The organism is Pseudomonas sp. 102515 (assembly GCF_031085165.1).
GTDB lineage: Bacteria > Pseudomonadota > Gammaproteobacteria > Pseudomonadales > Pseudomonadaceae > Chryseomonas.
On sequence record NZ_JAVHTY010000002.1, the window covers coordinates 837126 to 861567 of the forward strand.

The window sequence follows — 24442 nt, forward strand, 5'->3', positions numbered from 1 at the left end:
GCGTCAGGCGCGCATCAGGTGCAGGCTGTAGCCGGGCACCATTTTCGCGTTGCGCTTGGCTTCCGAGGCCAGGGCCGCCACACCGCTGGCATCCACCCGCTGGCCGGCCTCCCGGTCCAGTTCCACCACTCCCAGGGACAGTGACAACAGCGGATACTCGCGGCGGCGGCCGTCTCTGTCGTAGGCCAGAAAGCAGCCGGCCTCCAGGTGCTCGCTGCGATAGAAATGCCGGCAGCGCTCCTGGAAGCCCGCCATCAGGCCGTTGAGTCGCTGCCGCCAGTCCGCTGAACCCAGCACCACCAGGAAGTCGTCGCCACCGATGTGGCCGACGAAGTCCTGCTGCGGATCCACGCGCTCGGAAAGCGTCTGCGCCAGCGAGAGCAGCACCTCGTCGCCCTTGGCGTAGCCATAGAGGTCATTGAAGGGCTTGAAGCCGTCGATGTCGACGTAGCACACCACCGCTTCGCGCTGCTGATCCAGCAGCCGGGTCAGGCACTGCTGGATGGGGACGTTGCCGGGCAGCTGGGTGAGGGGGTTGGCATGCTTGGCCTGCTGGATGCGCTGCTCGGTGATCAGGCGCAGCACGTCCATCACCCGTCCGACGCCGACATAGCGACCGCCTTCGGTGATGATGAAGTCTTCTTCGATGCGCTGGCGTGCCCGGGCGGTGAGCAGGCGGCTGACCTGTTGCAGCGACTGGCCGGATTCGGTCGCCAGGAAGTCCTGGCTCATCAGTCGGGCGATGGGCTTGCGCGCGAACACCTCGTGGGCGAAGGGCTTGAGCAGCGCCGAACTCAGCTCGTGGTGGTGAACGATGCCCACCGGGCGATCATCTTCGTCCACCACCGCCAGGGTATTGAGGCTCGGCTGCAGACGGAAACGCTCCAGCACCTCGGGAATGAGCATGTCCTGGCCAACCGCGACCTGCTCCACCCTGAGACTGGCGACGGTGGTCGACTCTTCGGCAAGGTCGGAACTGCGGACCTCCATCACCGGCAGCAGGGTCTGGATCTCGCGGGGCGGCGCGGCTGTCGGACGGCCCAGCAGATAGCCCTGGACCAGATCCACCCCCATGCTCGCCAGGGTCGAGAGCTCTTCGTGGGTCTCGATGCCTTCGGCGATCACCTGGGCGCGGGAGGCTTCGGCCATCTTCAGGATGGAGCCGACGAATTCGCGCTTCACCGCATCGCGGTGGATGGACTCGATGAAGTGACGATCGATCTTGACGAAGTCCGGGCGCAATTCCGACCAGCGCCTGAGACTGGAATAGCCGGCGCCCAGGTCGTCGAGGGCGATGGAAAAGCCCATGGCGCGGTAGTGGTGCAGGGCGGTGGCCAGCAGCGCGAAGTCATCGATGGGCGCCTGCTCGGTCAGCTCGATCACCACCTGGGCTGGCGAGAGCCCCAGACGCTGCAACAGCTTGAGGGTCTGGCCCGACTGATGCGCCGGCTCCAGCAGGGTTTCCGGGCAGACATTGAGAAACAGCAGGCCATCCAGGGCCAGTTCGCGAAAGGTCTGACAGGACTGCTGGCGGGCGGCGATTTCCAGTTCGGACAGGCGACCGGCCTGGCGCGCGGTGGCATAGAGGGGCAGCGGGGAGTGCAGCGGACTATTGGAGGCGCCACGAATGAGGGCCTCGTAGCCCAGGATGCGTCGCTCGCTCAGCGAAACGATGGGCTGAAAGAGCGAATGCAACTCGCGGTTGGCGAGAATGCGATCCAACACCCCAGCCTGGTCGTTAAGCGTCATGGTAAGCCTGCAGGAACCTAGAAACGAAAATGCCCGGGGGTCGCACTTGGCGACCCCCGGGCATTTCACGACAGAGCTATGACGCTTTGATGTCAGCGCTTGGGTGGCGTCTGGCTCAGGTCGAGATAGTCCAGCAGCACATGACCCGACTCCATCAGGTAGGCGTCGTCCTGTGGCTTGGTCTTGTCGTCGTCGATCGCCGGGTTGTCTTCGTCGATCTTCTTCAGCTCCTTGAGCGGGGCTTCACCCTTGCCCTGGCGCCGCTGGTTTTCCATGGCCAGCTGGCGATTGTCCAGGGCGGTCTGCTCGGCCCGGCGCTTCTGCTCGTTGAGGCTGACGGTGGTGTCCGCCGCCAGTTCCTGGGCCAGCTTCAGGCGCTCGCGAGCGAAGATGAAGTCGGGATCCTTCTGCACCCGCACGTCGTGGCGCTTGACCAGTTCCGGCAGGTAGTTGGCGAAGGGATTGCTCAGACCGGTCACCGCTGGGGCGATGGTGTCCCAGGGCATGGAGTCGGGCAGGGCGCTCTCGCCGATCTGCTTGGTGTCCACCACCGCCGGGTAGTCAATGTCCGGCAGTACGCCCTGATGCTGGGTGCTCTGGCCGGAGACGCGATAGAACTTGGCGATGGTCAGCTTCAGCTCGCCATGGTTGAGCGGCTGAATGGTCTGGACGGTGCCCTTGCCGAAGGTCTGGCCCCCGACGATCAGCGCCCGGTGATAGTCCTGCATGGCGCCGGCGAAGATCTCCGAGGCCGAAGCGGACAGGCGATTGACCAGCACGGTCAGGGGGCCCTTGTAGAAGGCGCCACCTTCGTCGTCGGCCAGCACCTCGACCTTGCCGTCGCCGTTGCGCACCAGCACCGTGGGCCCCTGGTCGATGAACAACCCGGTCAGCTCGGTAGCCTCCTGCAGCGAACCACCGCCGTTGTTGCGCAGGTCCAGCACGATGCCGTCGACCTTGTCCTTCTGCAACTCGCCGATGAGCTTCTTCACGTCACGCGTGGTGCTCTTGTAGTTCGGATCGCCCGCGCGATAGGCCTTGAAGTCCAGATAGAACGCCGGCACGTCGATCACGCCGAGCTTGTAGTGCTTGCCCTCGTGGGGCACGTCGATCACGTGCTTCTGCGCCGCCTGCTCTTCGAGCTTGACCGCTTCGCGGGTGATGGTGACGATCTTGGTCTTCTGGTCGTTCGGCGCATTGCTCGCCGGGATGACCTCCAGGCGCACCTTGGAGCCCTTGGGTCCACGGATCAGCTTGACCACCTCGTCCAGGCGCCAGCCGATGACATCGACCATCTCGCCATCGCCCTGGGCGACGCCGACGATCTTGTCCGCCGGGGCGATCTGCTTGGACTTGTCGGCAGGACCGGCCGGGACCAGGCGCAGGATCTGCACGTAGTCGTTGTCGTTTTGCAGCACCGCGCCGATGCCTTCCAGCGACAGGCTCATGTTGATGTCGAAGTTCTCCGCGCTCTCCGGCGAGAGATACTGGGTGTGCGGGTCGTAGGACTCGGCGAAGGCGTTGATGTAGGTCTGGAAGACGTCTTCGCCACGGGTCTGGTTGAGGCGCGCCAGCTGATTCCTATACCTCTTGGTCAGCTGCTGCTGGATCTGCGGGTCGGTCTTGCCGGACAGGCGCAGGCGCAGGACCTCGTCCTTGAGCTTGCGGTGCCAGAGATCCTCCAGCGCGGCGGTGTCCGCCGGCCAGGCCGCCTTCTCGCGATTGGTGTCGAAGGATTCGTCGACAGTGAAGTCGAGCTTGCCGATGCCGGTGTTGAGCAGGCCCAGGCCATAGTTCAGCCGCTCGGTCATGCGCTGGGCATAACGGCGGTAGATGGCGAAGCCCGGTTCGAGGTTGCCCTGCTTGAGGTAGTCGTCGAAGCGGGTGCGCGAGGCATCGAATTCGCGGATGTCGGCGGCATTGAAATACAGCCGGCCGGGATCAAGCATCTTCAGATAGCTGTCGTAGATCTTGATCGACTGGGCATCGTTGAGCGGCGGCTTGCTGTAATGGTGTCGCTTGAGCAGCTCGACGATGTTGAGGCTGGCGATGACCTGGTCACGGTCGGGTTGCAGTTTCTCGGCGCCTACCGGCGCGTTGGGCTTGGCGAAGAGGGGCGTTGCGCTGACGCCAAGCAGGACAACGAGGGCGGTACGGGACAAGAGCTGCTTCATGTGTATTCGACTAATGCACGGAAAGGAATAGGCTATAGGCCCTTCCCGGCCCGGGCGGTTCCGCGGCCAGGGGAAGTATGACGGGCGCTGACGAAAGTCGTCTGACGGCGGTCTGAAGGGTAGCGGCGATCGGAGGGTAAGGCTGTGACAGCCCCGCGTCTTCCGGTCCGCTCGACTCCCGCAGAACCCGCCGGCGCAGGCGCTTTTCGTCAAAGCCTGGGCCACTATGGAGGCACCGTGAACGCATTGCAAGGTATCGAAGGGCAACTGGAATGGCAGTCACTGAGCGCTCGCGCGCTGGCGCCCGGGGAAATTCGCATCAAGGTGGCGGCCGCCGGTCTCAACCGCGCCGACCTGCTGCAGCTGGCCGGCAACTATCCGCCGCCGCCCGGCGCGCCGGCCACCCTGGGCCTCGAATGCGCCGGGGTGGTCAGCGAGACCACCGCGGACTCGCGCTGGCAGGTGGGTGATCGCGTCTGCGCGCTCCTGGCCGGCGGTGGCATGGCCAGCGAGGTGGTGGTGGATGGACGCCAGGCGGCGTCCGTACCGGACGGCCTGTCGCTGATCGAGGCCGCGGCGCTGCCCGAGGTCTGGGCGACCGCCTGGAGCAACCTGTTCGACCTGGCCGCGCTGCAGCCGGGCGAAAAGGTATTGCTGCACGCCGGTGCCAGCGGCGTCGGCTCGGCCGCCATCCAGCTGTGCAAGGCCTTCGGCAATCCCTGCTGGGTCAGCGTCGGTTCCCAGGACCGCCTGGCCCACTGCGAGCGTCTCGGCGCCGAGGGTGGGGTGCTGCGCAAGACCGACCTGGAAGGCCTGCGCGATTTCGCCCCCTTCCACGTCATCCTCGATCCGGTCGGGGCGAACTATGCGTCGCTCAACCTGGACCTGCTGGGCCAGGATGGCCGCTGGGTGCTGATCGGTCTCATGGGCGGTCGTCAGGCCGAGCTGGACATGGGCAAGGTGCTTGGCAAGCGCATCCGCATCATCGGCTCGACCTTGCGCAACCGATCCGTGGAGTTCAAGGCCAAGACCATGAGATCCCTGGAAGCCAGGGTCTGGCCGCTGTTCGCCGAAGGCAAGTTGCACGTCAACCTGGAACGTCGCTTCGCCGCCCAGAACGCCGAAGCCGCCTTTGCCGCTCTGGAAAGCAACGAGGTGAACGGCAAGGTGGTGCTGGTGCTGGACGAAGGGCTGGAGTGATGCCAGCAAGCGTCTGCTGATCGCCGCCCTAGGTTGGGCGTAGGTTGGGTCGAGCGCAGCGAAGCCCGACAGGGCTTGCTCGGAGCCGGCGATGCTGGGCTTCGACGATGGAGCCGTCTCGACCCAACCTACGAAAACATCGGCAACCCGTGGGAGCGTCCGCGATGCGAGTTACCGCCAGCTGAGGATCGGCCAGCTGGCCTGTGTGGCACGTTCGCGTAGCACTGGGTCCGGATTGACCACGTGCGGCTTGCCCACCGCTTCGAGCAGCGGCAGGTCGTTGCGCGAGTCGGAGTAGAAGCTGGCGGTCGCCAGCCAGCTGCGGTCGCCGCCGAGCCGTTCCAGCAGGCGGGTCAACTTGCCTTCGCGAAAGGTCATTACGCCCTCCACCTGGCCGCTGTAGACGCCGTGGCTGACCTGCAGGTCGATGGCCAATACCTCTTCCACGCCAAGTCGTTCGGCGATGGGCGCCACCAGATGCACCCCGGAGGCCGAGACGATGATCACCCGGTCGCCGACCGCACGGTGGGCGGCGATGCACTTCATGGCGTCGCTGAAGATCAGGGGCTCGATGACGTCCTCGACCCAGGGGCCGACCTCGAAATCCACTTCCTCGGGCGTCCGGCCCACCAGGGGTTCGAGGTGGAAGGCCATGTAGTCTTCCATGGCCAGTTCGCCCTGGGCGTAGGCCGCCATCAGCTCGCTGTCGCGCCGCACGAAGGACTCGCGGTCGACCCAGCCGAGCACGCCCATCTGCTGGCTCCACAGGCTGGAACAGTCACCGTCGATAAGGGTTTCGTCGAGATCGAAAATCGCCAGGGTCATGCCACTTCTCTCAGGCTGTCGGAATCGACGGCCAGGGTGACGGCTGTGCCGTTCGGCTGCAAGGCCGTCGGCCCATGGTTGAGAACGTCGACATTGAGTTCGCAGGCTTCGGTGGCGATCCGGTAGCGGATCACGTTGCCCAGCAGGCTGTGGCTGACGATGCGTCCGCCGAACCCGCCGGCAACGCCGAGCCGTATGGCTTCCGGGCGTATCGCCACCTGCCCCTGGAAGGTCTGGCCGAAGAGCCGACTGGCCTGGTCGGCGCTGAGCAGGTTGTAGTTGCCGATGAAGCCGGCGGCGAAGGCGTCTACCGGCGCGGTGTAGAGGGTCTCGGCATCGCCGCTCTGGACGATGCGGCCCTCGCGCATCAGCACGATGCGATCGGACAGGGTGAGGGCTTCTTCCTGGTCGTGGGTAACGAACACCGTGGTCAGGCCCAGCTCCTGCTGGATGGCGCGGATCTGCTCGCGCAGGTGGCGACGGATGCGGGCATCCAGCGCCGAGAGGGGTTCGTCCAGCAGCAGCAGGCGTGGCCGCACGATCAGCGAGCGCGCCAGGGCCACGCGCTGGCACTGGCCGCCGGAGAGCTGATGAGGATAGCGTGCCGCGAAGCCTAGCAGTTCCACCAGCGTCAGGACCTCCTGCACGCGCTGCTGCACCTCGTCCCGTGCCAGGCGCTGCATGCGCAGGCCGAAGGCGACGTTCTGCTCCACCGTCATGTTGGGAAACAGCGCGTAGCTCTGGAACACCATGGCGATGCCGCGGCGCTGCGGTGGCAGCTGGGTGATGTCCTGGCCGGCCAGCACGATGGCGCCGCGATCGACCTCGGTGAGGCCGGCCAGGCAGCGCAGCAGGGTGGACTTGCCGCAGCCCGAGGGGCCGAGCAGGGTGACCAGTTCGCCCTGGCCGGCGTGGAATTCGATGTCGGCGAACAGGGTGTTGGCGCCGTAGCGCTTGTGCAGTCCCTTGACCGCGAGATAGCTCATGTCCGCTCCCGATTCAGGCGATTGGCGATCCAGGTCAGCAGCAGGACCGCGAAAAAGTAGGAGATCACCAGGGCGCTGGTCAGGTGGCCGCTGCCGTTGCGCAGGTTGTAGAGATAGATCTGCAGCGTCTCGTAGCGGGTCCCCACCAGCAGATTGGCGAAGACGAATTCGCCGATGAGGAAGGAGAAGGATAGGAACAGCGCCACCATCAGCCCGGTGCGCAGATTGGGCAGTACCACCAGCAGGGCGGCGCGCCAGGAGCTGGCGCCGAGCAGGTGGGCGGCGTCCATCAGGTCACGCAGATTCAGCGCCTGGAGGTTGTTGCTGATGGCGCGGTACATGAAGGGCAGGGCGATGGTGAAGTAGCAGAACACCAGGATCCAGGGCGTGCCGGTCAGCGGCAGCGGGCCGCTCGCGTAGAGCTGCAACAGGCCCACTGCCGAGACCACCGGTGGCACGGCGAAGGGCAGGAGGATCAGCACGTTCATCAGCGCATCCAGCCGCGGGAAGTGATAGGCGACGGCGAACATGGCCGGCAGGATCAGCACGCAGGACAGCGCCAGGGCGCCAAAGCAGATCGCCAGGGAGCGGCCGAAGGCGGCGAGAAAGCGCGGATCGCTCCACAGCTGCAGGTACCACTTGAAGGTGAAACCGGCCGGCAGCAGGGTCGCCGACCACTGGGTGGCCACGGAATAGACCAGGGTAGCGGCCAGGGGCGTGAACAGGATCAGGAACAGGCCCCAGACCACCAGCCGATGGTAGAGGCGCTCAGCTCTGGACATGACGACTCCGCCGCAGCAGCCATTGATGGACGAGGGTGATCAGGGTCATGAAGGCCACCAGCAGCATCGCCAGCGCCGCGGCCAGGTTGGGCTCCAGGTAGATGTCGCCGGAAACCAGGGCGGCAATGCGCACCGGCACCACGTTGAAGTTGCCGGTGGTGAGCGCATAGACCGTGGCGTAGGCGCCCAGGGCGTTGGCCAGCAGGATGATGAAGGTGCCGACCAGTGCCGGACTGAGCACCGGCAGGCCGATGTGCCGCCAGTATTGCCAGGTGCCGGCGCCAAGCAGCGCCGCCGCGTCACGCCAGTCCTGCTTCAAGGCTTCGAAGGCCGGGAACAGCAGCAGCACGCCCAGGGGAATCTGGAAGTAGGTGTAGATGAGGATCAGGCCGCCCTTGGTATAGAGGTTGAAGCCTTCGATCAGCCCGAATTGCTTCAGCGCCAGGGTCAGGCAGCCGTTGATGCCCAACAGGATGATGAAGGCGAAGGCCAGCGGCACCCCGGCGAAGTTGCTGGTCATGTTGGTGAAGGCCACCACGAAGCCGCGCAGTCGCGAGTCCACCCGGGTCAGCGAATAGGCGCCGGGCAGTGCGATCAGCAGGCCATAGACGCTGGACCAGAGCGAGATCTCCAGGGAGAAGCGGATGGCCTGCAGGTAGAAGGGCGAGCCGAGGATCTCGGCGTAGTTGCCCAGGCCCCAGCCGCTGTCGCTGGAGTTGAAGCTGTTGAAGGCGATCCAGGCCAGGGGCGCCAGCTGGAAGGCGCCGAACACCAGCAGGAAAGGCAGGATCAGCAGCAGGGCGAGCCAGGACCGCCTCATGCGAGCAACTCCCGGCACAGGGGTTTGTCGTGGGCCAGCCCCAGCAGGCTGCAGACCGTACCGCAGATCTCCACCTGGTGCGGCGTAGCCTCATCCAGGGAGAAGCCTTCGCCGAACACCAACAGCGGAACCTCGCGTTCTTCCGGGAGCGTCCCGCCATGGCTACGGTCGTCGTTCATGCCGTGATCGGCGGTCACCAGCACCTGGTAGCCGGCGTCCAGCCAGGCGGGCAGGTAGTGGGACAGCAGGCCGTCGGCCCGTCGCGCGGCGTTGTGGTATTCGGGGCTGGAGAGCCCGTGCCTGTGACCCGCGTCGTCGATGTTCATCGGATGCACCAGCAGGATGTCCGGGGCATGGGCCAGGCGCAGGTGCTCGGCGTCGTCGAACAGGTGGGAATCCGGGTAGTGGTCGGCGTAATAGAAGTGGCCGTGCTGGATCGGCAGGCTGGTATCGCTGACATGCCTGTCTCGGCCCGGCTCGAAGGGGCTGCGGTTGTAGAGTTCGCTGACCCAGTGATAGGCGGCCGCCGCGGTGGTGAGACCAGCGGCCCGGGCCAGATGGAACAGGCTGGTCTCGGTCGAGAGTCGGTTGACACCGTTGTGGACGATGCCGCTGCGCACCGGGGGCACCCCGGTGAGCAGGCATTCGTAGAGTGGCCGGGAGAGCGAGGGTAGCTCACATTCCAGGCGGTAGAGGCGACCCCGGCCGGCCAGGCACAGCGCCTGGAGGAAGCCGAGTCCGTGTTCGGCGACCCTCAGGGCGAGTCCGTCCAGCACGACCAGGATGACCTTCATGACGTCACTGCTGCATGTTGATCAGGACGTGTTCCTGCCAGAGCCGCGGCAGGCGCTTGGATGTTTCTTCCCAGGCCTTGGCATCGGCGATGGGGCGGGCCTTGGCGTATTGCGCCTGGGGCAGCAGCTTGGCCTGGACCTCGGCCGGCAGGGTCAGGTGCTCGGCGCGGATCGGCCGGGCATAGCCCTGGGCCAGGTTGATCTGGCCGGCGTCGGAGAAGATGTACTCGCGGGCCAGCTTGGCGGCGTTGGGGTGCTTGGCATACTTGTTGATGAGGGTGGTGTAGCCGGAGGTCACCGAGCCATCGGAGGGGATCAGCACCTCGAAGCGCGAGCGATCGATCTGGTCGCGATAGCTCAGGGCGTTGAAGTCCCACACCACCCCGACTTCCACTTCACCCTTCTCGAGGTTGGCCACCACCGGGTTGGTGAAGGCCAGGCGACCCTGCTTGGCCAGCTTGGCGAAGAAGTCCAGCGCCGGCTTGATGTTCTTCTCGTCGCCGCCGTTGGCATAGGCCGCTGCCAGCACGCCACTCACCGCCTGGGAGGCGGCGCTGACGTCGCCGATGGTGACCTTGTAGTTGCCCTTGAGCAGGTCGGCCCAGGAGTGGGGCACGTCCTTGACGGTCTGCTTGTTGACGATGAAGGCGATGGTGCCGGTGTAGGCCAGCGCCCAGTGACCGTCGCTGTCCTTGGCCCAGCTCGGTACCTGGTCCCAGGTGCTCGGCTTGTAGGGCTGGGTAACGCCCTTCTGCACGGCGATGGGGCCGAAGGAAGCACCGACGTCACCGATGTCCGCGGAGGCGTTCTCGCCTTCGGCGGCGAACTTGGCGATCTCCTGGGCGGAGCTCATGTCGGTATCCTGGTGCTTGAGCCCGTATTTCTGCTCGAGTTCCTGCCAGGTGCCTTTCCAGTTCGCCCAGGTATCGGGCATGCCGACGCTGTTCACCTCGCCTTCCTTGCGGGCGGCGGCTTCGAGGGATTTGAGATCGGCGGTATCGGCGAAGGCGGTACCGGCCTGTAGCGCAACGGCAGAGGCCAACAAGGAAGCAAGCAGACGGGTCATACGGGTGCTCCAGGTATTAGGGCTTGGTCTAGGTCAGCAAGACACAGGCCAATCTAGGACCGGGGTATGACGATTTGATGGCAATACGCCCTGTTTCACCGCTGGCACGGCCGCTGCAATCGTCACCAAGCGGTCATCTGGCCGTCTTAGTCTCCAACCAAACCCTATCCGAGGCGTTCTGGGTGCACCAATCCGAAACTGGTCTAGTCCATAGAAGTGCACTGGGTGCCGGTGCCATTCGCCAGGCGCTGCAGGAGCAGATCGCCCATGGCCTGCTGCCGGCGATGGAGCGCCTGCCCTCCGAGCGCCAGCTGAGTGAACTCTTCGCCACCACTCGTATCACCCTGCGCGAAGCCCTGCTGCAGCTGGAAGCCTTGGGCCTGATCTATCGCGAGGAACGCCGCGGCTGGTTCGTCGCGCCGCCGCGCCTGGCCTACAACCCCCTGGCCCGTACCCATTTCCATGCCATGGTGGAAGCCCAGGGTCGCCGACCGGCCACCGAGGTGCTGGCGGCGCGGCAGATGCTGGCCTCGGCGGAGGTCTGTCGGCTGCTGGAGTTGCCGGCGCTGTCCAGCGTCTATCAGATCCGCCGGGTCCGCCGGGTGGACGGCCGACTGGTGCTCTATGTCGAGCACTACCTCAATGCCGCCTATTTCCCGGGCCTGCTGGAGCACGACCTGCAGCGCTCCCTCACCGAGCTGTATCGCGACCGCTACGACATCCGCTACGGCGAGGTGCGCTTCGAGATCCTGCCTACGGCGCTGCTGCCGGAAGCGGCCCAGGCCCTGCGGGTGGCCCAGGGCAGTCCGGCGCTGCACATCGCGCGCATCAACCACGACCAGCAGGGGCGACTGATCGACTGCGACCTGGAATTCTGGCGGCATGACGCCATCCAGGTCAGGGTCGAGGTGCCGGACTAGGCCGGCTTCAGAGCGGCAGCTCGCTGCTCGAATAGAAGGCCGTCAGCACCTTGATCAAGTGGCCCAGGTCGTGGCTGCCGGCCAGTTCGCGGATGGAGTGCATGGCGAAGGTGGGCAGGCCGATGTCCACGGTGCGTACGCCCAGCTGTCCGGCGGTGATGGGGCCGATGGTGGAGCCGCAACCCATGTCGCTGCGCACCACGAAGCTCTGCACCGGCACCCCTTCGCGCTGGCAGAGGTCGCGGAAGAAGGCCGCGGTCTCGCTGCTGGTGGCATAGCGCTGGTTGGCGTTCACCTTGACCACCGGCCCGGCGTTCAGTTTCGGACCGTGGTTGCCGTCATGCTTGTCGGCATAGTTGGGGTGCACGCCATGGGCGTTGTCGGCCGAGATCAGCAGCGAGCGCTGCAGGGTGCGGGTGAAGGCATCCCCGGCGGGCAGCAAGCGCTGCAGCACCTGTTCGAGGAAGGGACCGTCGGCGCCGCAGCAGGAGGTGGAGCCCACTTCCTCGTGATCGGTGCAGACCAGCACGGCGTTCTCGTCACCCTCGGCGGCCAGCAGGGCTTCCAGGCCGGCATGGCAGGACAGCAGATTGTCCAGGCGGGCGGCGGCGATGAAGTCGTCTTCCAAGCCGACCAGGGCAGCCGGCTGGACGTCATAGAAACTCAGTTCGAAATCCAGCACCTCGGCTTCGCCGATGCCATGCTCCTGTTGCAGGCGCGCGGCCAGCAGGGCGCGGAAGTCGCGCCGCTCGCCGGCAGGCACCTGGGCCAGGATCGGCGGCAATTCGTTCTGGGCATTGATGGCCCAGCCCTGGTTGGCTTCGCGATTGAGGTGGATGGCCAGGTTGGGAATGATCGCCAGCGGCTTGCGGAAGTCGATCAGCCGACTCTGCACCCGGCCCCTGGCGCGAAAGGTCACCCGGCCCGCCAGGGACAGGTCGCGGTCGAACCAGGGCGCCATCAGCATGCCGCCGTAGACCTCGACGCCCAGTTGCCAGAAGCCCTGGCGCTGCAGCTCCGGCTGCGGCTTGACCTTGAGGCAGGGGCTGTCGGTATGAGCGCCGACCAGGCGCAGGCCACGTTCCAGCGGTTGGGCGCCCAGACGCACGGCGATCAGCGAGGAATCGTTGCGGGTGACGTAGTAACGGCCACCCGGCTGCACGGACCAGCTCTCGCGCTCGTCCAGGCGCTGATAGCCGGCGGCTTCGAGACGGCGGGCGAGGGTGGCGGTGGCGTGGAAGGGGGTGGGCGAACTGGCGAGGAAATCGATGAGGCCTTGGATCTGATCGGTACGCATGGACGACTCCGGACGACAAGGCGTCCAGTCTAGGTTCTGGACCGAGGGGAGTCGAGCGTAGCGCCCAGGCCTGATGGCAGCTCAGGACTCAGCGCCGCCGCAGCACCAGGTGATGGATGTGCCAGTGCTTGGGGCGCCCGACCGCGGTATGGCCGTCCTCTTCCTCTTCCCGCTGCAGCAGGACTTGCCAGTCCCGGAGCAGCTGCTGCAGGCGCGCGGCGTCGACGACCGTCACGCCCTTGCTGGCCCAGCTGTCCCGCTCGCCGAACAGCTGGCCGCAGAACAGGCCACCCGGGCGCACCGCCGCGGTGATCCCGGTCCAGAGCAGCGGGAAGCGTGCTGGCTCGCAAAAGGGCAGGGCGAAGCTGGAATTGACGAGGTCGCAGGGAGGGATTTCGAGCGTTTCAAAGCGTGCCTGGCGGGTTTCCAGGTGTGTCTGCAGCAGGACCGGCGTGCGCTCGCGCAGGGTGCTCAGCGCCTCGGCCTCGGCATCCACCGCCAGCACCTGCCAGCCGCGTTCCAGCAAGACGAGGGTGTCGCGCCCGGTGCCACAGCCCAGATCCAGCGCCAATCCTGGCGGATCTGAGCGGGATGAGAGTGCCTGCAGCAAGGTCTCGCGCGGACCGCCCGCGGCGGTAGCGGTGTAGTAGGACGTCCAGTGAGACAAGCAGCACTCCTCTGGCTGAGTGCCTTAGTATGCCAGCGCCGACGTTCAGAAAGGCGCGGGACTGGTAAAGCTCATCCGCTCGCCCGAAAGGGGGTGGGTCAGCGTCAGCAGGCTGGCGTGCAGGCAGAGGCGTGGCTGGGCCGCCAGCGCCTCGCCCTCGGCATAGAGCTGATCGCCCAGCAGCGGATGCCCGATGCTCAGCAGATGGACGCGCAGCTGATGGGAGCGGCCGGTGATGGGCGTGAGCTCCACACGGCTGTAGTGGCCATGGCGCTCCAGTACCTGCCAGAAGGTCAGCGCATGGCGTCCCAGTTCGTGATCCACCACATGGCGCGGCTTGGTTGGCGGGTCGTAGCGCAGCGGTAGTTCGATGCGGCCGCTGTTGGCCTCCGGTTCGCCCCAGCAGAGGGCGATGTAGGCCTTTTCCGTTTCGCGATCATGGAATTGCCGGGACAGCTCGCGATGGCTGTCGGCATCCCGCGCCAGCACGATGACGCCAGAGGTCTCCCAGTCCAGACGATGGACGATGCGTGCCTCGGGATAGCCGTTTTCCTGCAGGCGGGTCACCAGGCAGTCGCGGTTGTCTTCGGCGCGACCGGGGACCGACAGCAGCAGGGTGGGCTTGTCGACCACCAGCAGGGCGGCGTCCTGGTGAATGATGCGGATGTTGGAGAGGGGCATGGGCTTCCTGGGGGCCTGGCGGCGAATCGCGGCACCGCGCAGGACAGGTGCCGAGGCTTCGCCATGGCTTAAACGCCAACGGCGGCCCTGGGGCCGCCGCTGTCCTGCTTCGCTCGCCTTAGCGGTCGGGCAGGGTGATGTTGAGTTCGAGGATCGAGCAACTGCCCTGGTTTTCCAGTTCGACCTGGATCTGGTCCTGCTCGATGGGCACGTACTTGCGGATCACTTCCAGCAGGTCTTTCTGCAGTTGCGGCAGATAGTCCGGCTGCTCGTGGCGACCGCGTTCGTGGGCCACGATGATCTGCAGCCGCTCCTTGGCTATCGAAGCGCTGTTCTGCTTCTTCCGATCGCGAAAGAAGTCGAAGATGTTCATTCGCTACCACCCCCGAACAGACGTTGCAGGAAGCCTTTCTTCTTCACGTCGAGGAAGCGATAGGCCACTTCCTTGCCGAGCAGCCGCTCCACGGTATCACTGTAGGCCTGACCGGCGTCGCTCTGTTCGTCGAGAATTACCGGGATACCCTGGTTCGACGCCTTGAGCACCGCCTGGGATTCGGGGATCACGCCCAGTAGGCGGATGGAGAGGATCTCTTCCACGTCCTCGACGCCGAGCATTTCGCCCTTGGTGACGCGCTCGGGGTTGTAGCGGGTCAGCAGCAGGTGTTCCTTGATGGCTTCCTCGCCCTTTTCCGCGCGGCGCGACTTGCTGGCCAGCAGGCCGAGCATGCGGTCGGAGTCGCGGACCGAGGAGACTTCGGGGTTGGTCACCACGATGGCCTCGTCGGCGAAGTACATCGCCAGGTGGGCACCCTTCTCGATCCCGGCCGGGGAGTCGCAGACGATGAAGTCGAAGGTCTGCTTGAGTTCGTTGATCACGCGCTCGACGCCGTCCTGGGTCAGGGCGTCCTTGTCGCGGGTCTGGCTGGCGGCCAGCACGAACAGGTTCTCGAGACGCTTGTCCTTGATCAGGGCCTGGCTCAGGGTGGCTTCGTTGTTGATCACGTTGACGAAGTCGTACACCACGCGGCGCTCGCAGCCCATGATCAGGTCGAGGTTACGCAGGCCGACGTCGAAGTCGACGATGACGGTCTTGTGGCCGCGCAGGGCGAGACCGGTACCGATGGCGGCGCTGCTGGTGGTCTTGCCGACGCCGCCCTTGCCGGAGGTGACTACGAGTACTTTGGCCAAACTGATTCACCTTGATCGAAAGTAATAACTGAAGCGACTCGGTGCCCTCGGTGACGAGATTGCAGGCAGTGTCGCGCTTCGTGTTGCCGTTGGCGGCTTAGGCGCCAAGTGCGAAAAATTCGCGGAAGTATCCGTTAAAGACGGGTGATGTTCAACACATCTCCCACCAGGCTGACCTGTACCGGATTGCCCCATTGTGGATGGCGTCGCAGGTCCTCGGCGACCTTGTACTGGCCGGCGATGGACAGCAGTTCCGCGGTCAGCTGCTGGCAGAAAATCCGCGCTTTAGTATCACCTTTTACGCCGGCCAGCGCTCGGCCACGCATGGGTCCGTAGACATGGATGTTGCCGTCGGCGAGCAACTCGGCGCCTGGGCTGACCGGTGCCAGCACCACCAGGTCGCCGGCCGGGGCATAGAGCTGCACCCCGCCGCGCACTGGGGCGGTGATGATCTTGGTCGGATTGATCGTGGGGGCGGGCGGTACGGCCGGTTTGACCGGTTCCGCTGGCTTGACCGGCTCACGGTCGCGCGGTTCGACCTGGCGCTCGCGGCCGCCGGAGCTGGGCGGCAGGATCGGCAGGTCGTAGTCGTTGGCGGCAGCCAGGTCAATGTGGCGACTGGCGCGCAGGGCCAGGGTGCGCAGGCCGTGGCGGCGGCAAAGGTCGAGGAGGGCGCCCAGGTCCAGCGGGCCGGCATCCTCGGGGAGCTTGTCCAGGCCCAGCACCAGCGGCGTTTCCTGGAAGAAGTTGGGTGCCTGGGCGACCTTCTGGGCCAGTTGCCGGTCCAGGCGCCCCAGGTCGTTACGAAGGAGCTCCAGCACGGTCACGGCGAGCATGTTGCCCTTGAGCTGGAAGACGGAGTCGCTTTCGGAAGGATCGGCTGCGGTCATGGTGGGTACTTGTGCTTGGATGGCGGGACTTATAGCGGGATGCCCCGCGTGCCGCAACCCTCACCGGGTGTGGGGGGCCGTGACTGTGAAGGCTACGGGAAATCTGCGCGAGGCCTGTAGAATGGCGCGACCTTTTCATGCAGGAGTTCCGATGGAGCGGCCGTCTTTCCGCCTCGCCTTTCTCAATCCACGGTATTGGCCGCTCTGGCTGGGACTGGGTGTGCTCTGGCTGCTGGTGCAATTGCCCTATGCCGTGCTGCTGCGTCTCGCCCAGGGACTCGGCTGGATCTTCTATCATATCGCCGGCCAGCGCCGGGCCATCGCTCGCCGCAATCTGGAACTTTGCTTCCCGCAGCTCGACGAGCGGGCACGCGACCGGCTGCTACGCCGCAACTTCGCCAGCAGCGCCATGGCCCTGCTGGAGATGGCCATGAGCTGGTGGTGGCCGCGGCAGCGCCTGGCCCGGCTGGCCCAGATCGAAGGCCTCGAGCATCTGCAGGCCGCTCAGCGCGAGGGTCAGGGCGTGATCCTCATGGCGCTGCATTTCACCACCCTGGAAATCGGTGCTGCCCTGCTCGGGCAGCGGCACACCATCGATGGCATGTACCGCCAGCACAAGAATCCGGTATTCGATTTCATCCAGCGTCGCGGTCGCGAGCGCCACAACCAGGACGCCACCGCCATCGAGCGGGAGGACGTGCGCGCCATGCTCAAGGTGCTGCGGGCCGGGCGGGCCATCTGGTACGCGCCCGACCAGGACTACGGCGCCAAGCAGAGCCTCTTCGTGCCGCTGTTCGGCATCCAGGCGGCCACGGTGACGGCCACTACCAAGTTCGCCCGGCTGGGGCGGGCGCGAGTGCTGCCCTTCACCCAGGAGCGCCTGGCGGACGGTTCGGGCTATCGCCTGGTCGTTCATCCACCGCTGGCCGACTTCCCCGGCGAGAGCGAGGAAGCCGACTGCCTGCGCATCAATCACTGGGTCGAGCGCTGCGTCAGCGAGTTGCCCGAGCAGTACCTCTGGGCCCATCGGCGGTTCAAGACCCGCCCGCCCGGCGAGCCCAAACTCTATCCGAGGAAGAAGCGCTAGATGAGCCTGGACGGCGAGCGGCGCACTGGGCTGATTCTGGCAGGCGGTGGTGCGCGGGCCGCCTATCAGGTCGGGGTGCTGCAGGTGGTGGCCGATACCCTGGCGGTCCGTTCCGACAATCCCTTCCCGATCCTCGTCGGTACCTCGGCGGGTGCGCTCAACGCCGCCGTGCTGGGCTGCGGCGCCCTGGATTTCGGCCGTGCGGTGGATCGCCTGGCGGCGGTCTGGTCTAACCTGGAAACGGCGATGATCTATCGCAGCGACTGGGCCGGGGCGACCCGCCAGGCCGCGCGTTTCGGCCTGCAGACGCTGTTCGGTGCTTGGCGCCAGGAACCACTGGCGCTGCTCGACAATGCACCCCTGCGCGCGCTGCTCAGCCGCGAACTGGATTTCTCCGGGATCACCGCGGCCTTGCGCCAGCGCGCCCTGCGGGCGGTGGCGGTCACGGCCTTCGGCTATGCCTCCGGGCAGGCGATGACCTTCTACCAGAGTCATGGCGCGCTCGATCCCTGGTTTCGTCATCGGCGTGTCGGGGTGCCGGCACGGCTGGCGGTCGACCACCTCCTGGCCAGCACGGCCATTCCGCTGTTCTTTCCGCCGGTGAAGGTCGGGCGTGAGTTCCTGGGCGATGGTTCGGTGCGGCAGACAGCGCCCATCAGTCCGGCGCTGCATCTGGGGGCGGATCGCATCCTGGTGATCGGGCTCGGCGCGCCAGGGGGTCACGAGCACGGCCTGCAGGGCCGGCCGCCAACGATGGCGCAGGTCGGCGGTCACCTGCTCAACAGCACCTTCGTCGATGCCCTGGACAGCGATACCGAGACCCTTCGGCGCCTCAACCTGCTGAGTAGCGCCCTGCCGGCAGGAGATCCGGTCAGCGGACGGTTCTGCCGTCTTGTGGAGATGCTGGTGATCTCGCCCAGCCAGCCGCTGGCGGATATCGCCACCTGTCACCGCAAGCGCCTGCCGCCGGCGTTGCGGCAGTTGCTGCGGGGTGTCGGGGTGAACCGGCCTTCGGGCAGTGCGCTGCTCAGCTATCTGCTGTTCGAGGCTGCCTACTGCCAGGAACTCATGGCACTGGGGCGGGCCGACGCCCAGGCCCGTTTGCCCGAGCTGCGGGCTTTCCTCGGCGGCGCCTAGGCCTTATTCGGCGATCTGCAGTTCCCGCGCCTTGGTGTAGAAATAGCGGATCTTCTCGTACTCGAAGGGCGAGTTGAGCTGGCCGTATCTCATGTCGGTCACGTACCTGAGGTTGATGCCGCGCAGCACCATGATCTCTGGATGACGACCGCTTTCGTCGCTGACGTTGAGGAAGTTGATCTGCGCCTCGGCGGCGAAGTCCACCGCCAGGCCGCCGGTGTCGCGCAGGTTGGACGGGCCAAGGATCGGCAGCATCAGGAAGGGACCGTCACCCACGCCATAGAAGCCCAGGGTCTGGCCGAAGTCTTCCGGCTGCTTGATCAGCCCGACACGGGTCGCCGGATCCCACAGGCCGAACACCCCGACGGTGGTGTTGAGCAACAGCCGGCCGGTGGCGTCCAGGGCCCGACGGCCCTTGAACTGCAGCAGGCTGTTGAGCAGGTTGTTGACGTCGCCCAGATTGCTGAAGAAGTTGCTGACGCCCGAACGCACGAAGCGCGGGGTGATCCAGCGATAGCCGTTGACCACTGGCAGCAGGACCCACTCGTCCAGCCGATAGTTGAAGTGGTAGACGTGACGGTTCCAGGATTCGAAGGGATCGTAGACGTCCAGGGCCACCAGGGACGCCCGTTCGAATTCACGCTGGTCCAGTCCCGGATTGTACTTGAGGGTCGACAGCGGATTGCTGAAGCCATCGGCGCCCACGGGCGCGGCCGGCATGGTGTCCGAGCCGATGGTCAGGGTGGAGGAGGGCGGCGGACTCGATTCGGCGGCGAAGACCGAGGCACTGGCCATCAGGAGGAGAGCGAGCAGAGACTTAACCACGGGCGAAGAACTCCAGCATGGCGTTCGCGTTGACGCGGTAGTTGAGATTGCCGCAATGGCCGCCGTGGGGATAGACGGTCAAGCGATCGCCAAAGGTCTTGCGCAGGAAACCCAGGTCGCCCGGGCCGAGGATGATGTCGTCGGCATTGTGCATGACACCGATCTTCGGGCTGCTCTTCAGATAGTCTTCCAGTGCTATGAGGCTGGACTTGCGCGCCAGGTCGTCGAGGTTCTGCCCCTTGAAGTTCTTCTGCCAGAACGGCATCACCTGCTCGGTCATGTAGCAGTCGAAGTCGCACTGCAGCGAACGGGCGAAGAAGCGCGTCAGGCTGGTGCCCTCGCTGATGGGGTAGGTCGGCGGGGTGATCAGGCCGCGGCGGTTGATCAGGTCGGACGTGAAGGCGATGTCGGCTGCCGAGAAGCGGAAGGACGAGCCGATCAGCATGGCCAGTTCTTCGTTGCTCAGTCGCTCCGGGGAGCGTTGGAAGTCGCGCACCACGGCGTCGTTGAAGTCGACGTAGCCCTTTTCTTGGAAGTAGCGGGTCAGCTTCGACAGGATCAGCTCGTAGAAGGTGCGGTTGTTGGTGACGCCCTTCACCTCGGTCTGCACCAGGCGATCCAGGTTGCGTACCGAGGTCAGCAGATTGACCGGCGGATTGACCATCAGCACTTTCTTGAAGTTGAAGCTGCGCTGGCTCTCGTCCAGGTAGGAGACGAAGGCGGCGTCCAGCCCACCCAGGCTGTAGCCGGTCAGGTAGTAGTCGGTGACCGGCAGCTTGGGATGCTGGGCGCGTACCGCCTGCATGGCCCGATAGAGATCCTCGGCATCGTGCGGGGTGTAGCCCGGGGTGGCGGTGCGCGACACCGACACCATGAAGTCCCAGCTGGTCGGCGAGGACAGCTGCACCACGTGGTAGCCGGCCGCGTAATACAGCCGCTTGAGGTATTCCTGGGTACTGGAGGAATAGTTGGCTCCGGTGCCGGCGATCAGGAAGATCAGCGGTGCCGGATGGTCCTGGCGCGCGAGGCGGTAGTGGAATTTCTTGACCGGCCAGAAGTTGCCGGGCAGCTGGTATTCCCGCTCCGGACGCAGGTTGAGGCTGTAGTCATCCTGGTCGATGGTGCTTTCGGGCGGCAGCTCGGGACGGAATTTTTCCGGCGTGGTGACGATGGTGGCTTCGAAAGGATTGACCAGTGGATAGCCATAGGTGGCGGCATCCACTTCGGTGGCCGCGTGCGCGGTACCCCAGAGGCCGGAAAACAGCGCGCCCAGCAGGGCGGCGACGCGCAACGAAAGACGCATGGACAGAGTCCTTTCAGAGGGCTTGAGAGCGTAGGTAAGACAACGGCCCGCCAATAGGTTGCATCGGCAGGTGCAGGTTTCCGTGAGGCGTCGATTACAGAGCGGTCGACGGGCTGCGTCAAGCGACATCGCATGTCGTGAAAAGTGCAGCCTTTGTCGCTAACCGGTCGATATGCGTCGCCCAGGCGGTAGTGGCCATCTTGCATTGCCCGAATGATGGGGATGGGGCAACCGCCCGACTTCCATAGCGAGAGGACTGCTGCATGAGCATGGTGAAGAAACTGTTGGGAATAGGACTCGGTGTCGCGCTGACCTCGGCCATGAGCCTGGCCCTGGCGGCCAAGCCCGAAATCACCATCGGCTACGTCGATGGCTGGGCCGATAGCGTGGCCACGACTCATACCGCAGCTGAAGTGATCCGCCAGAATCTGGGCTACGAGGTCAAGCTCATGCCGGTTGCCGCCGGCATCATGTGGCAGGGGGTCGCGCGCGGCAAGCTCGACGCCATGCTGTCCGCCTGGTTGCCGGTCACCCATGGCGCCTACTACGAGAAGATGAAGGATCAGGTGGTCGATCTGAACGTCAACACTCCCGATGCCAAGATCGGTCTGATCGTGCCGGAGTACGTCAAGGCCAACAGCATCGCCGATCTGCAGGCGCAGAAGGCCGAGTTCGGTGGCCGTATCGTCGGCATCGATGCCGGTGCCGGGGTCATGCTCAAGGCCGACCAGGCGATCAAGGACTATGGCCTGGACTACAAGCTGGTGGCCAGTTCGGGTAGCGGCATGATCGCCGAGCTGACCCGGGCCGAGAAGGACCAGAAGCCGGTGGTGGTGACGGGCTGGGTGCCGCACTGGATGTTCGCCAAGTGGAAGCTGAAGTTCCTCGAGGATCCCAAGGGTGTGTTCGGCGGCTCCGAGCACGTGGACACCGTGGCCAACCCCGCGCTGGAAGCCAAGGCCAAGCCGGTCTGGGACTTCCTGAAGAAGTTCGCCTGGCAGCCGGGTGAGGTGAACGAGGTGATGCTGGCCGTGGAAGAGGGCAAGAAGCCGGAAGAGGCCGCCAAGGCCTGGATCACTGCGCATCCGGATCGCGTGAAGTCCTGGCTGCCCTGAGGGTTGGCTGAATGGAGGACGGGCCCCGCGGGGCCCGTTTTGCTAGCTGTGCAACTGCTCGGCCGCGTACAGCGTGTTTTCCAGCAGGCAGGCCCGCGTCATGGGGCCGACGCCGCCGGGGACCGGAGTGATCCAACTGGCGCGCTCACAGGCACGGTCGAATTCCACGTCGCCCACCAGGCGGCCATCGGCCTGGCGATTGATGCCCACGTCGATGACGATGGCGCCGGGCTTGATCCATTCACCCTTTACCAGTCCGGGCTTGCCCACGGCGACCACCACCAGGTCGGCCTGGCTGACATGGTGCTCGAGGGAGCGGGTGAACCTGTGGGTCACCGTGGCGGTGCAACCGGCCAGCAGCAGCTCCAGCGCCATGGGACGACCGACGATGTTGGAGGCGCCGACCACTACCGCATCCAGTCCATAGAGATCTACGCCGGTGCTGTGCAGCAGGGTCATGATGCCCTTGGGCGTGCAGGGGCGCAGCTGGGGATTGCGCTGTGCCAGGCGACCCAGGTTATAGGGATGGAAGCCGTCCACGTCCTTGTCGGTGCGGATGCGTTCCAGGAGCTGGGTGGCATCCAGGTGCGCGGGCAGCGGCAACTGCAGCAGGATGCCGTCGACGCTGGTGTCGTCGTTGAGCCGGTCGATCAGGGCTTCCAGTTCTGCCTGGGTAGTGCTGGCTGGCAGGTCATGGGCATAGGAGTCGAAGCCGACCTCTTCGCAATCCTTGCGCTTGTGCGCCACATAGACACTCGAGGCGGGATCGTTGCCGACCAGGATGACGGCGAGGCCAGGGGCGCGCAGTCCGGCGCTACGACGTTGAGAGACTCGCTGGGCAATATCCTGGCGCAGGCGGGCGGCAATGGACTTGCCGTCGATCAGTTGGGCGGTCATGGGCGATTTCTGGTGGTGACGGAAAAGGGTCGGCTATTTTCGCATGGACGGGCCCGCTGACAACAGAGAAGCCTCCACGGCGGCTAACTCATTCTTCTGCTTAAAAATTTTTTAAAAATTAGTTGACGGCCCGGCGGGAGCTTTATAACATTCGCCCCGCTTGCCGAGCACAGCCCAAGTCACTGACAAGGGCCAGGCAAGAGGCTTCTCACCAAGGAGGTCTCTGCTAGGGCAGCTGCCGTAACAGGCGCCCGTAGCTCAGCTGGATAGAGCATCCGCCTTCTAAGCGGATGGTCGCAGGTTCGAGTCCTGCCGGGCGCGCCATTGGCGGTTCGGCGACGGCAAGCACGTAAGATATGGTGGGCGTAGCTCAGTTGGTAGAGCACAGGATTGTGGCTCCTGGTGTCGTGGGTTCGATTCCCATCGTCCACCCCATATTCAGCGAACGCCAGACCTCGTGTCTGGCGTTCGTCTTTCAAGCGTCTCGCGGACGTGGTGGAATTGGTAGACACACCAGATTTAGGTTCTGGCGCCGCAAGGTGTGAGAGTTCGAGTCTCTCCGTCCGCACCAATCAAGATGCACAGCAGAAGACCGGCCCAGTGCCGGTTTTTTTGTGCCTGCGATTCAGGTATCGGCCAGCGCTGGTACCGGGCCTCAATGCAGATGCCGCAGCAGCGGCGCGCAGAGCGCGAAGGCGAGCGGGGTACCGAACACCAGGGCCTTGGTCCACCTCTGCAGGTTGCGCTTGCGATTGCCCGGCGCGGAGGAGACCTCTGCGGTCGCAGGCTGATGATCCGGGCTGTCGAACAGGGTGATCGAGCGGGTCAGTTGGGTTCGCATGATCCGACCTCTTGCCGTCTGCACTAATTGTTATGGGCACTTTCAAGACTAATGCGGCGGGCGGGTAATGCAAGGTGCTGGCGGATTCGGGCGAGTGACGGCTGCGCTGTCGAACATTCACCCGGTCAAGGACGGTCTTGCAACTGGCGCGGGAGCGGCGTGACTGGCGACGGACGGTCAGTTGAGCGTCTCGGCCAGCAGGAACAGGGCGCCGCCGATGGCTCCGCCACCGAGCAGTACCAGGCTGATCAAGGCACCCCCCACGAAGTGGGCGATGTCGTCACTGATTTCGTATTCCGCTTTCATGCCGGGCTCCAGAGGGTGGATGCCGCTACAGATAGCAGCCGCGCGTTACAGGGCGACGACGGCGGGCGTGCCAGGTTAGCTGGTCGCCCAGTTCAGCCAGAGGGTCTGCTCTTCGCTGAGCTGGCCGATCTCGCGCAGCGCCCGTTCGAGGTCTTCCCGGACCCGGCGCTTCAGGTCGGCATTGAGATCGACCTGGGCGCTCTCCGCCAGGCGATCGGCGAGCGAGAGATCCGCGCTGAGCTGGCGCAACCGGGGACCGATGAAATCCTTGTGCTGCATGAGCCGCTCCTGTCTCCTGATACCGCCGAGTGTGGCATGCGCCGCCTTTGACTGAACACAGGCTGGAAAAATATTGTCTGACTTCATTGGTTAAAAGTCGGACTTCCGGCAGCCCACGTCGTTTTCAGGTCCGAGGTGTCAGCTTTTTCATAGGGAAGAAGAAATCATGAGCGGGACTTCAACTCGCAAGTTGCTGGTGTTGACCGCAGGTTTCGGCCTGCTGGTAGTGGCTGCAGTGGCAACCACCCACCGCAGCGATTCGACCAGTAGCGAGCCAGCCGTGGTGGCGACCACGACGCCGCCGGTAGCGGCCCATGCACCCACCACGGGTACCCATCCGGTCGCGGACGAACACAAGCAGGATCTCGAGAGCTTCCTGGCGCAGGCGACCCTGGCGCCTTGCGGCACTGTCATGCCAACGACCATCAGCGATCCGGCCTGCCGCGCCGCCATCGAGGCCCATGGGCGGCGCGCGGGCTATGGCGACGGGGAGGTCGCGGCCTATCTGGATGCACACCAGGCCCGATGATCCTCGAGGTTAGCGTTATTGGTTATAAGCAAAGATTCTTTCAATATAGTTCGGTATAGGCTGAGTGGTTATCCTGTGCGGCCG

General features: G+C 65.1%; 26 protein-coding genes and 3 tRNA genes. 9 read left to right on the forward strand and 20 right to left on the reverse strand.

The genetic code is table 11. The annotated features are described in order from the left end of the window. Positions 1–3: 3 nt before the first annotated feature. Entirely contained in the window at positions 4–1749 is a 1746-nt protein-coding gene (locus RCF34_RS10955) for a bifunctional diguanylate cyclase/phosphodiesterase (protein ID WP_308708175.1), read from the reverse strand. 92 nt (positions 1750–1841) lie between these two features. Beyond that, positions 1842–3923 (reverse strand): carboxy terminal-processing peptidase, encoded by a 2082-nt coding sequence (locus RCF34_RS10960; RefSeq protein WP_308708176.1) that lies wholly within the window; start codon positions 3921–3923, stop codon positions 1842–1844. 237 nt (positions 3924–4160) lie between these two features. On the opposite strand from RCF34_RS10960, the gene RCF34_RS10965 reads away from it, so the two are divergent. After that, positions 4161–5123, forward strand: a complete 963-nt coding sequence (locus RCF34_RS10965; protein ID WP_308708177.1) for an NAD(P)H-quinone oxidoreductase — start codon at positions 4161–4163, stop codon at positions 5121–5123. A gap of 171 nt (positions 5124–5294) precedes the next feature. On the opposite strand, the gene RCF34_RS10970 is transcribed toward RCF34_RS10965, so the two are convergent. Genes RCF34_RS10970 through RCF34_RS10995 form a run of 6 tightly spaced genes read right to left on the reverse strand, consistent with a single transcriptional unit; the run spans position 5295 to position 10396 of the window. Further along, the gene (locus RCF34_RS10970) at positions 5295–5948 is read right to left on the reverse strand and encodes an HAD family hydrolase (protein ID WP_308708178.1); all 654 of its coding nucleotides are present in this window, start codon (positions 5946–5948) and stop codon (positions 5295–5297) included. After that, on the reverse strand, positions 5945–6934 hold the full coding sequence (locus RCF34_RS10975; RefSeq protein WP_308708179.1) for an ABC transporter ATP-binding protein: 990 nt from the start codon (positions 6932–6934) through the stop codon (positions 5945–5947). The genes RCF34_RS10970 and RCF34_RS10975 overlap by 4 nt, the downstream gene beginning before the upstream one ends. After that, a complete protein-coding gene (locus RCF34_RS10980) occupies positions 6931–7716 on the reverse strand; it encodes an ABC transporter permease (protein WP_308708180.1) in 786 nt (261 codons plus the stop codon). The genes RCF34_RS10975 and RCF34_RS10980 overlap by 4 nt, the downstream gene beginning before the upstream one ends. After that, a complete protein-coding gene (locus RCF34_RS10985; RefSeq protein ID WP_308708181.1) occupies positions 7703–8536 on the reverse strand; it encodes an ABC transporter permease subunit in 834 nt (277 codons plus the stop codon). The genes RCF34_RS10980 and RCF34_RS10985 overlap by 14 nt, the downstream gene beginning before the upstream one ends. Beyond that, positions 8533–9330, reverse strand: a complete 798-nt coding sequence (locus RCF34_RS10990) for an alkaline phosphatase family protein (protein WP_308708182.1) — start codon at positions 9328–9330, stop codon at positions 8533–8535. The genes RCF34_RS10985 and RCF34_RS10990 overlap by 4 nt, the downstream gene beginning before the upstream one ends. 4 nt (positions 9331–9334) lie before the next feature. Then, positions 9335–10396 (reverse strand): ABC transporter substrate-binding protein, encoded by a 1062-nt coding sequence (locus RCF34_RS10995; RefSeq protein ID WP_308708183.1) that lies wholly within the window; start codon positions 10394–10396, stop codon positions 9335–9337. 221 nt (positions 10397–10617) lie between these two features. Between RCF34_RS10995 and RCF34_RS11000 the strand changes: the two genes are divergently transcribed. Beyond that, positions 10618–11316, forward strand: coding sequence for a UTRA domain-containing protein (locus RCF34_RS11000; RefSeq protein ID WP_308708270.1), 699 nt, complete (start codon positions 10618–10620; stop codon positions 11314–11316). 7 nt (positions 11317–11323) lie between these two features. On the opposite strand, the gene RCF34_RS11005 is transcribed toward RCF34_RS11000, so the two are convergent. From RCF34_RS11005 to minC, 6 genes are all read right to left on the reverse strand, one after another. Then, the gene (locus tag RCF34_RS11005; protein WP_308708184.1) at positions 11324–12613 is read right to left on the reverse strand and encodes a M18 family aminopeptidase; all 1290 of its coding nucleotides are present in this window, start codon (positions 12611–12613) and stop codon (positions 11324–11326) included. Positions 12614–12701: 88 nt separating this feature from the next. Beyond that, positions 12702–13280 carry a class I SAM-dependent methyltransferase gene (locus RCF34_RS11010; RefSeq protein WP_308708185.1) on the reverse strand — a complete coding sequence of 193 codons (579 nt, stop codon included), beginning with the start codon at positions 13278–13280 and terminating at the stop codon, positions 12702–12704. Positions 13281–13325: 45 nt separating this feature from the next. Beyond that, positions 13326–13961: an RluA family pseudouridine synthase gene (locus tag RCF34_RS11015; protein ID WP_308708186.1), complete on the reverse strand. Its 636-nt coding sequence runs from the start codon at positions 13959–13961 to the stop codon at positions 13326–13328. A gap of 118 nt (positions 13962–14079) precedes the next feature. Next, complete coding sequence (gene minE, locus RCF34_RS11020) at positions 14080–14334, reverse strand: cell division topological specificity factor MinE (RefSeq protein WP_017642793.1); 255 nt, start codon at positions 14332–14334, stop codon at positions 14080–14082. Then, on the reverse strand, positions 14331–15149 hold the full coding sequence (gene minD, locus RCF34_RS11025; RefSeq protein ID WP_133859342.1) for a septum site-determining protein MinD: 819 nt from the start codon (positions 15147–15149) through the stop codon (positions 14331–14333). The genes minE and minD overlap by 4 nt, the downstream gene beginning before the upstream one ends. A gap of 134 nt (positions 15150–15283) precedes the next feature. After that, positions 15284–16039: a septum site-determining protein MinC gene (gene minC / locus RCF34_RS11030; RefSeq protein ID WP_308708187.1), complete on the reverse strand. Its 756-nt coding sequence runs from the start codon at positions 16037–16039 to the stop codon at positions 15284–15286. A gap of 151 nt (positions 16040–16190) precedes the next feature. On the opposite strand from minC, the gene RCF34_RS11035 reads away from it, so the two are divergent. Beyond that, positions 16191–17126, forward strand: a complete 936-nt coding sequence (locus RCF34_RS11035; protein ID WP_308708188.1) for a lipid A biosynthesis lauroyl acyltransferase — start codon at positions 16191–16193, stop codon at positions 17124–17126. Continuing rightward, the gene (locus RCF34_RS11040; RefSeq protein ID WP_308708189.1) at positions 17127–18263 is read left to right on the forward strand and encodes a patatin-like phospholipase family protein; all 1137 of its coding nucleotides are present in this window, start codon (positions 17127–17129) and stop codon (positions 18261–18263) included. Positions 18264–18266: 3 nt separating this feature from the next. Here RCF34_RS11040 and RCF34_RS11045 read toward each other — a convergent pair whose 3' ends face one another. Together RCF34_RS11045 and RCF34_RS11050 are read right to left on the reverse strand one after the other, a co-directional pair. Further along, a complete protein-coding gene (locus RCF34_RS11045) occupies positions 18267–18983 on the reverse strand; it encodes a VacJ family lipoprotein (protein WP_308708271.1) in 717 nt (238 codons plus the stop codon). Positions 18984–19080: 97 nt separating this feature from the next. Then, a complete protein-coding gene (locus RCF34_RS11050; protein WP_308708190.1) occupies positions 19081–20391 on the reverse strand; it encodes a serine/threonine protein kinase in 1311 nt (436 codons plus the stop codon). Positions 20392–20660: 269 nt separating this feature from the next. Here RCF34_RS11050 and RCF34_RS11055 point away from each other — a divergent pair, with 269 nt between their 5' ends. Next, positions 20661–21506, forward strand: coding sequence for a glycine betaine ABC transporter substrate-binding protein (locus tag RCF34_RS11055; protein WP_374941179.1), 846 nt, complete (start codon positions 20661–20663; stop codon positions 21504–21506). A gap of 42 nt (positions 21507–21548) precedes the next feature. On the opposite strand, the gene folD is transcribed toward RCF34_RS11055, so the two are convergent. Continuing rightward, positions 21549–22403, reverse strand: coding sequence for a bifunctional methylenetetrahydrofolate dehydrogenase/methenyltetrahydrofolate cyclohydrolase FolD (folD, locus tag RCF34_RS11060; RefSeq protein WP_308708192.1), 855 nt, complete (start codon positions 22401–22403; stop codon positions 21549–21551). A 247-nt stretch (positions 22404–22650) separates the two neighbouring features. On the opposite strand from folD, the gene RCF34_RS11065 reads away from it, so the two are divergent. The 3 genes from RCF34_RS11065 (at position 22651) to RCF34_RS11075 (ending at position 22974) form a co-directional block, all read left to right on the forward strand. Continuing rightward, positions 22651–22727, forward strand: a tRNA-Arg gene (locus RCF34_RS11065). 35 nt (positions 22728–22762) lie between these two features. Beyond that, positions 22763–22838, forward strand: a tRNA-His gene (locus RCF34_RS11070). A 51-nt stretch (positions 22839–22889) separates the two neighbouring features. Continuing rightward, positions 22890–22974, forward strand: a tRNA-Leu gene (locus RCF34_RS11075). A gap of 84 nt (positions 22975–23058) precedes the next feature. On the opposite strand, the gene RCF34_RS11080 is transcribed toward RCF34_RS11075, so the two are convergent. From RCF34_RS11080 to RCF34_RS11090, 3 genes are all read right to left on the reverse strand, one after another. Then, positions 23059–23244, reverse strand: a complete 186-nt coding sequence (locus RCF34_RS11080) for a hypothetical protein (RefSeq protein ID WP_308708194.1) — start codon at positions 23242–23244, stop codon at positions 23059–23061. A gap of 177 nt (positions 23245–23421) precedes the next feature. Continuing rightward, positions 23422–23550 carry a hypothetical protein gene (locus RCF34_RS11085; protein WP_308708195.1) on the reverse strand — a complete coding sequence of 43 codons (129 nt, stop codon included), beginning with the start codon at positions 23548–23550 and terminating at the stop codon, positions 23422–23424. Positions 23551–23625: 75 nt separating this feature from the next. Beyond that, the gene (locus RCF34_RS11090) at positions 23626–23829 is read right to left on the reverse strand and encodes a hypothetical protein (RefSeq protein WP_308708196.1); all 204 of its coding nucleotides are present in this window, start codon (positions 23827–23829) and stop codon (positions 23626–23628) included. 166 nt (positions 23830–23995) lie between these two features. Between RCF34_RS11090 and RCF34_RS11095 the strand changes: the two genes are divergently transcribed. Beyond that, positions 23996–24358, forward strand: a complete 363-nt coding sequence (locus RCF34_RS11095) for a hypothetical protein (protein ID WP_308708197.1) — start codon at positions 23996–23998, stop codon at positions 24356–24358. Positions 24359–24442: the final 84 nt, after the last annotated feature.

Excerpts from the sequence above, each read along its gene's own strand:
- RCF34_RS11090 (WP_308708196.1), bottom strand. The coding sequence starts at position 23,829 with ATGCAGCACAAGGATTTCATCGGTCCCCGGTTGCGCCAGCTCAGCGCG.
- RCF34_RS10955 (WP_308708175.1), bottom strand. The coding sequence starts at position 1,749 with ATGACGCTTAACGACCAGGCTGGGGTGTTGGATCGCATTCTCGCCAAC.
- RCF34_RS10980 (WP_308708180.1), bottom strand. The coding sequence starts at position 7,716 with ATGTCCAGAGCTGAGCGCCTCTACCATCGGCTGGTGGTCTGGGGCCTG.
- RCF34_RS10990 (WP_308708182.1), bottom strand. The coding sequence starts at position 9,330 with ATGAAGGTCATCCTGGTCGTGCTGGACGGACTCGCCCTGAGGGTCGCC.
- RCF34_RS10995 (WP_308708183.1), bottom strand. The coding sequence starts at position 10,396 with ATGACCCGTCTGCTTGCTTCCTTGTTGGCCTCTGCCGTTGCGCTACAG.
- RCF34_RS11045 (WP_308708271.1), bottom strand. The coding sequence starts at position 18,983 with ATGCCGGCCGCGCCCGTGGGCGCCGATGGCTTCAGCAATCCGCTGTCG.
- RCF34_RS11085 (WP_308708195.1), bottom strand. The coding sequence starts at position 23,550 with ATGAAAGCGGAATACGAAATCAGTGACGACATCGCCCACTTCGTGGGG.
- RCF34_RS11055 (WP_374941179.1), top strand. The coding sequence starts at position 20,661 with ATGGTGAAGAAACTGTTGGGAATAGGACTCGGTGTCGCGCTGACCTCG.
- RCF34_RS11050 (WP_308708190.1), bottom strand. The coding sequence starts at position 20,391 with ATGCGTCTTTCGTTGCGCGTCGCCGCCCTGCTGGGCGCGCTGTTTTCC.
- RCF34_RS10970 (WP_308708178.1), bottom strand. The coding sequence starts at position 5,948 with ATGACCCTGGCGATTTTCGATCTCGACGAAACCCTTATCGACGGTGAC.
- RCF34_RS10975 (WP_308708179.1), bottom strand. The coding sequence starts at position 6,934 with ATGAGCTATCTCGCGGTCAAGGGACTGCACAAGCGCTACGGCGCCAAC.
- minE (WP_017642793.1), bottom strand. The coding sequence starts at position 14,334 with ATGAACATCTTCGACTTCTTTCGCGATCGGAAGAAGCAGAACAGCGCT.
- folD (WP_308708192.1), bottom strand. The coding sequence starts at position 22,403 with ATGACCGCCCAACTGATCGACGGCAAGTCCATTGCCGCCCGCCTGCGC.
- RCF34_RS10985 (WP_308708181.1), bottom strand. The coding sequence starts at position 8,536 with ATGAGGCGGTCCTGGCTCGCCCTGCTGCTGATCCTGCCTTTCCTGCTG.
- RCF34_RS11095 (WP_308708197.1), top strand. The coding sequence starts at position 23,996 with ATGAGCGGGACTTCAACTCGCAAGTTGCTGGTGTTGACCGCAGGTTTC.
- RCF34_RS11040 (WP_308708189.1), top strand. The coding sequence starts at position 17,127 with ATGAGCCTGGACGGCGAGCGGCGCACTGGGCTGATTCTGGCAGGCGGT.
- minC (WP_308708187.1), bottom strand. The coding sequence starts at position 16,039 with ATGACCGCAGCCGATCCTTCCGAAAGCGACTCCGTCTTCCAGCTCAAG.
- RCF34_RS10960 (WP_308708176.1), bottom strand. The coding sequence starts at position 3,923 with ATGAAGCAGCTCTTGTCCCGTACCGCCCTCGTTGTCCTGCTTGGCGTC.
- RCF34_RS11080 (WP_308708194.1), bottom strand. The coding sequence starts at position 23,244 with ATGCGAACCCAACTGACCCGCTCGATCACCCTGTTCGACAGCCCGGAT.
- RCF34_RS11035 (WP_308708188.1), top strand. The coding sequence starts at position 16,191 with ATGGAGCGGCCGTCTTTCCGCCTCGCCTTTCTCAATCCACGGTATTGG.
- RCF34_RS11005 (WP_308708184.1), bottom strand. The coding sequence starts at position 12,613 with ATGCGTACCGATCAGATCCAAGGCCTCATCGATTTCCTCGCCAGTTCG.
- RCF34_RS11015 (WP_308708186.1), bottom strand. The coding sequence starts at position 13,961 with ATGCCCCTCTCCAACATCCGCATCATTCACCAGGACGCCGCCCTGCTG.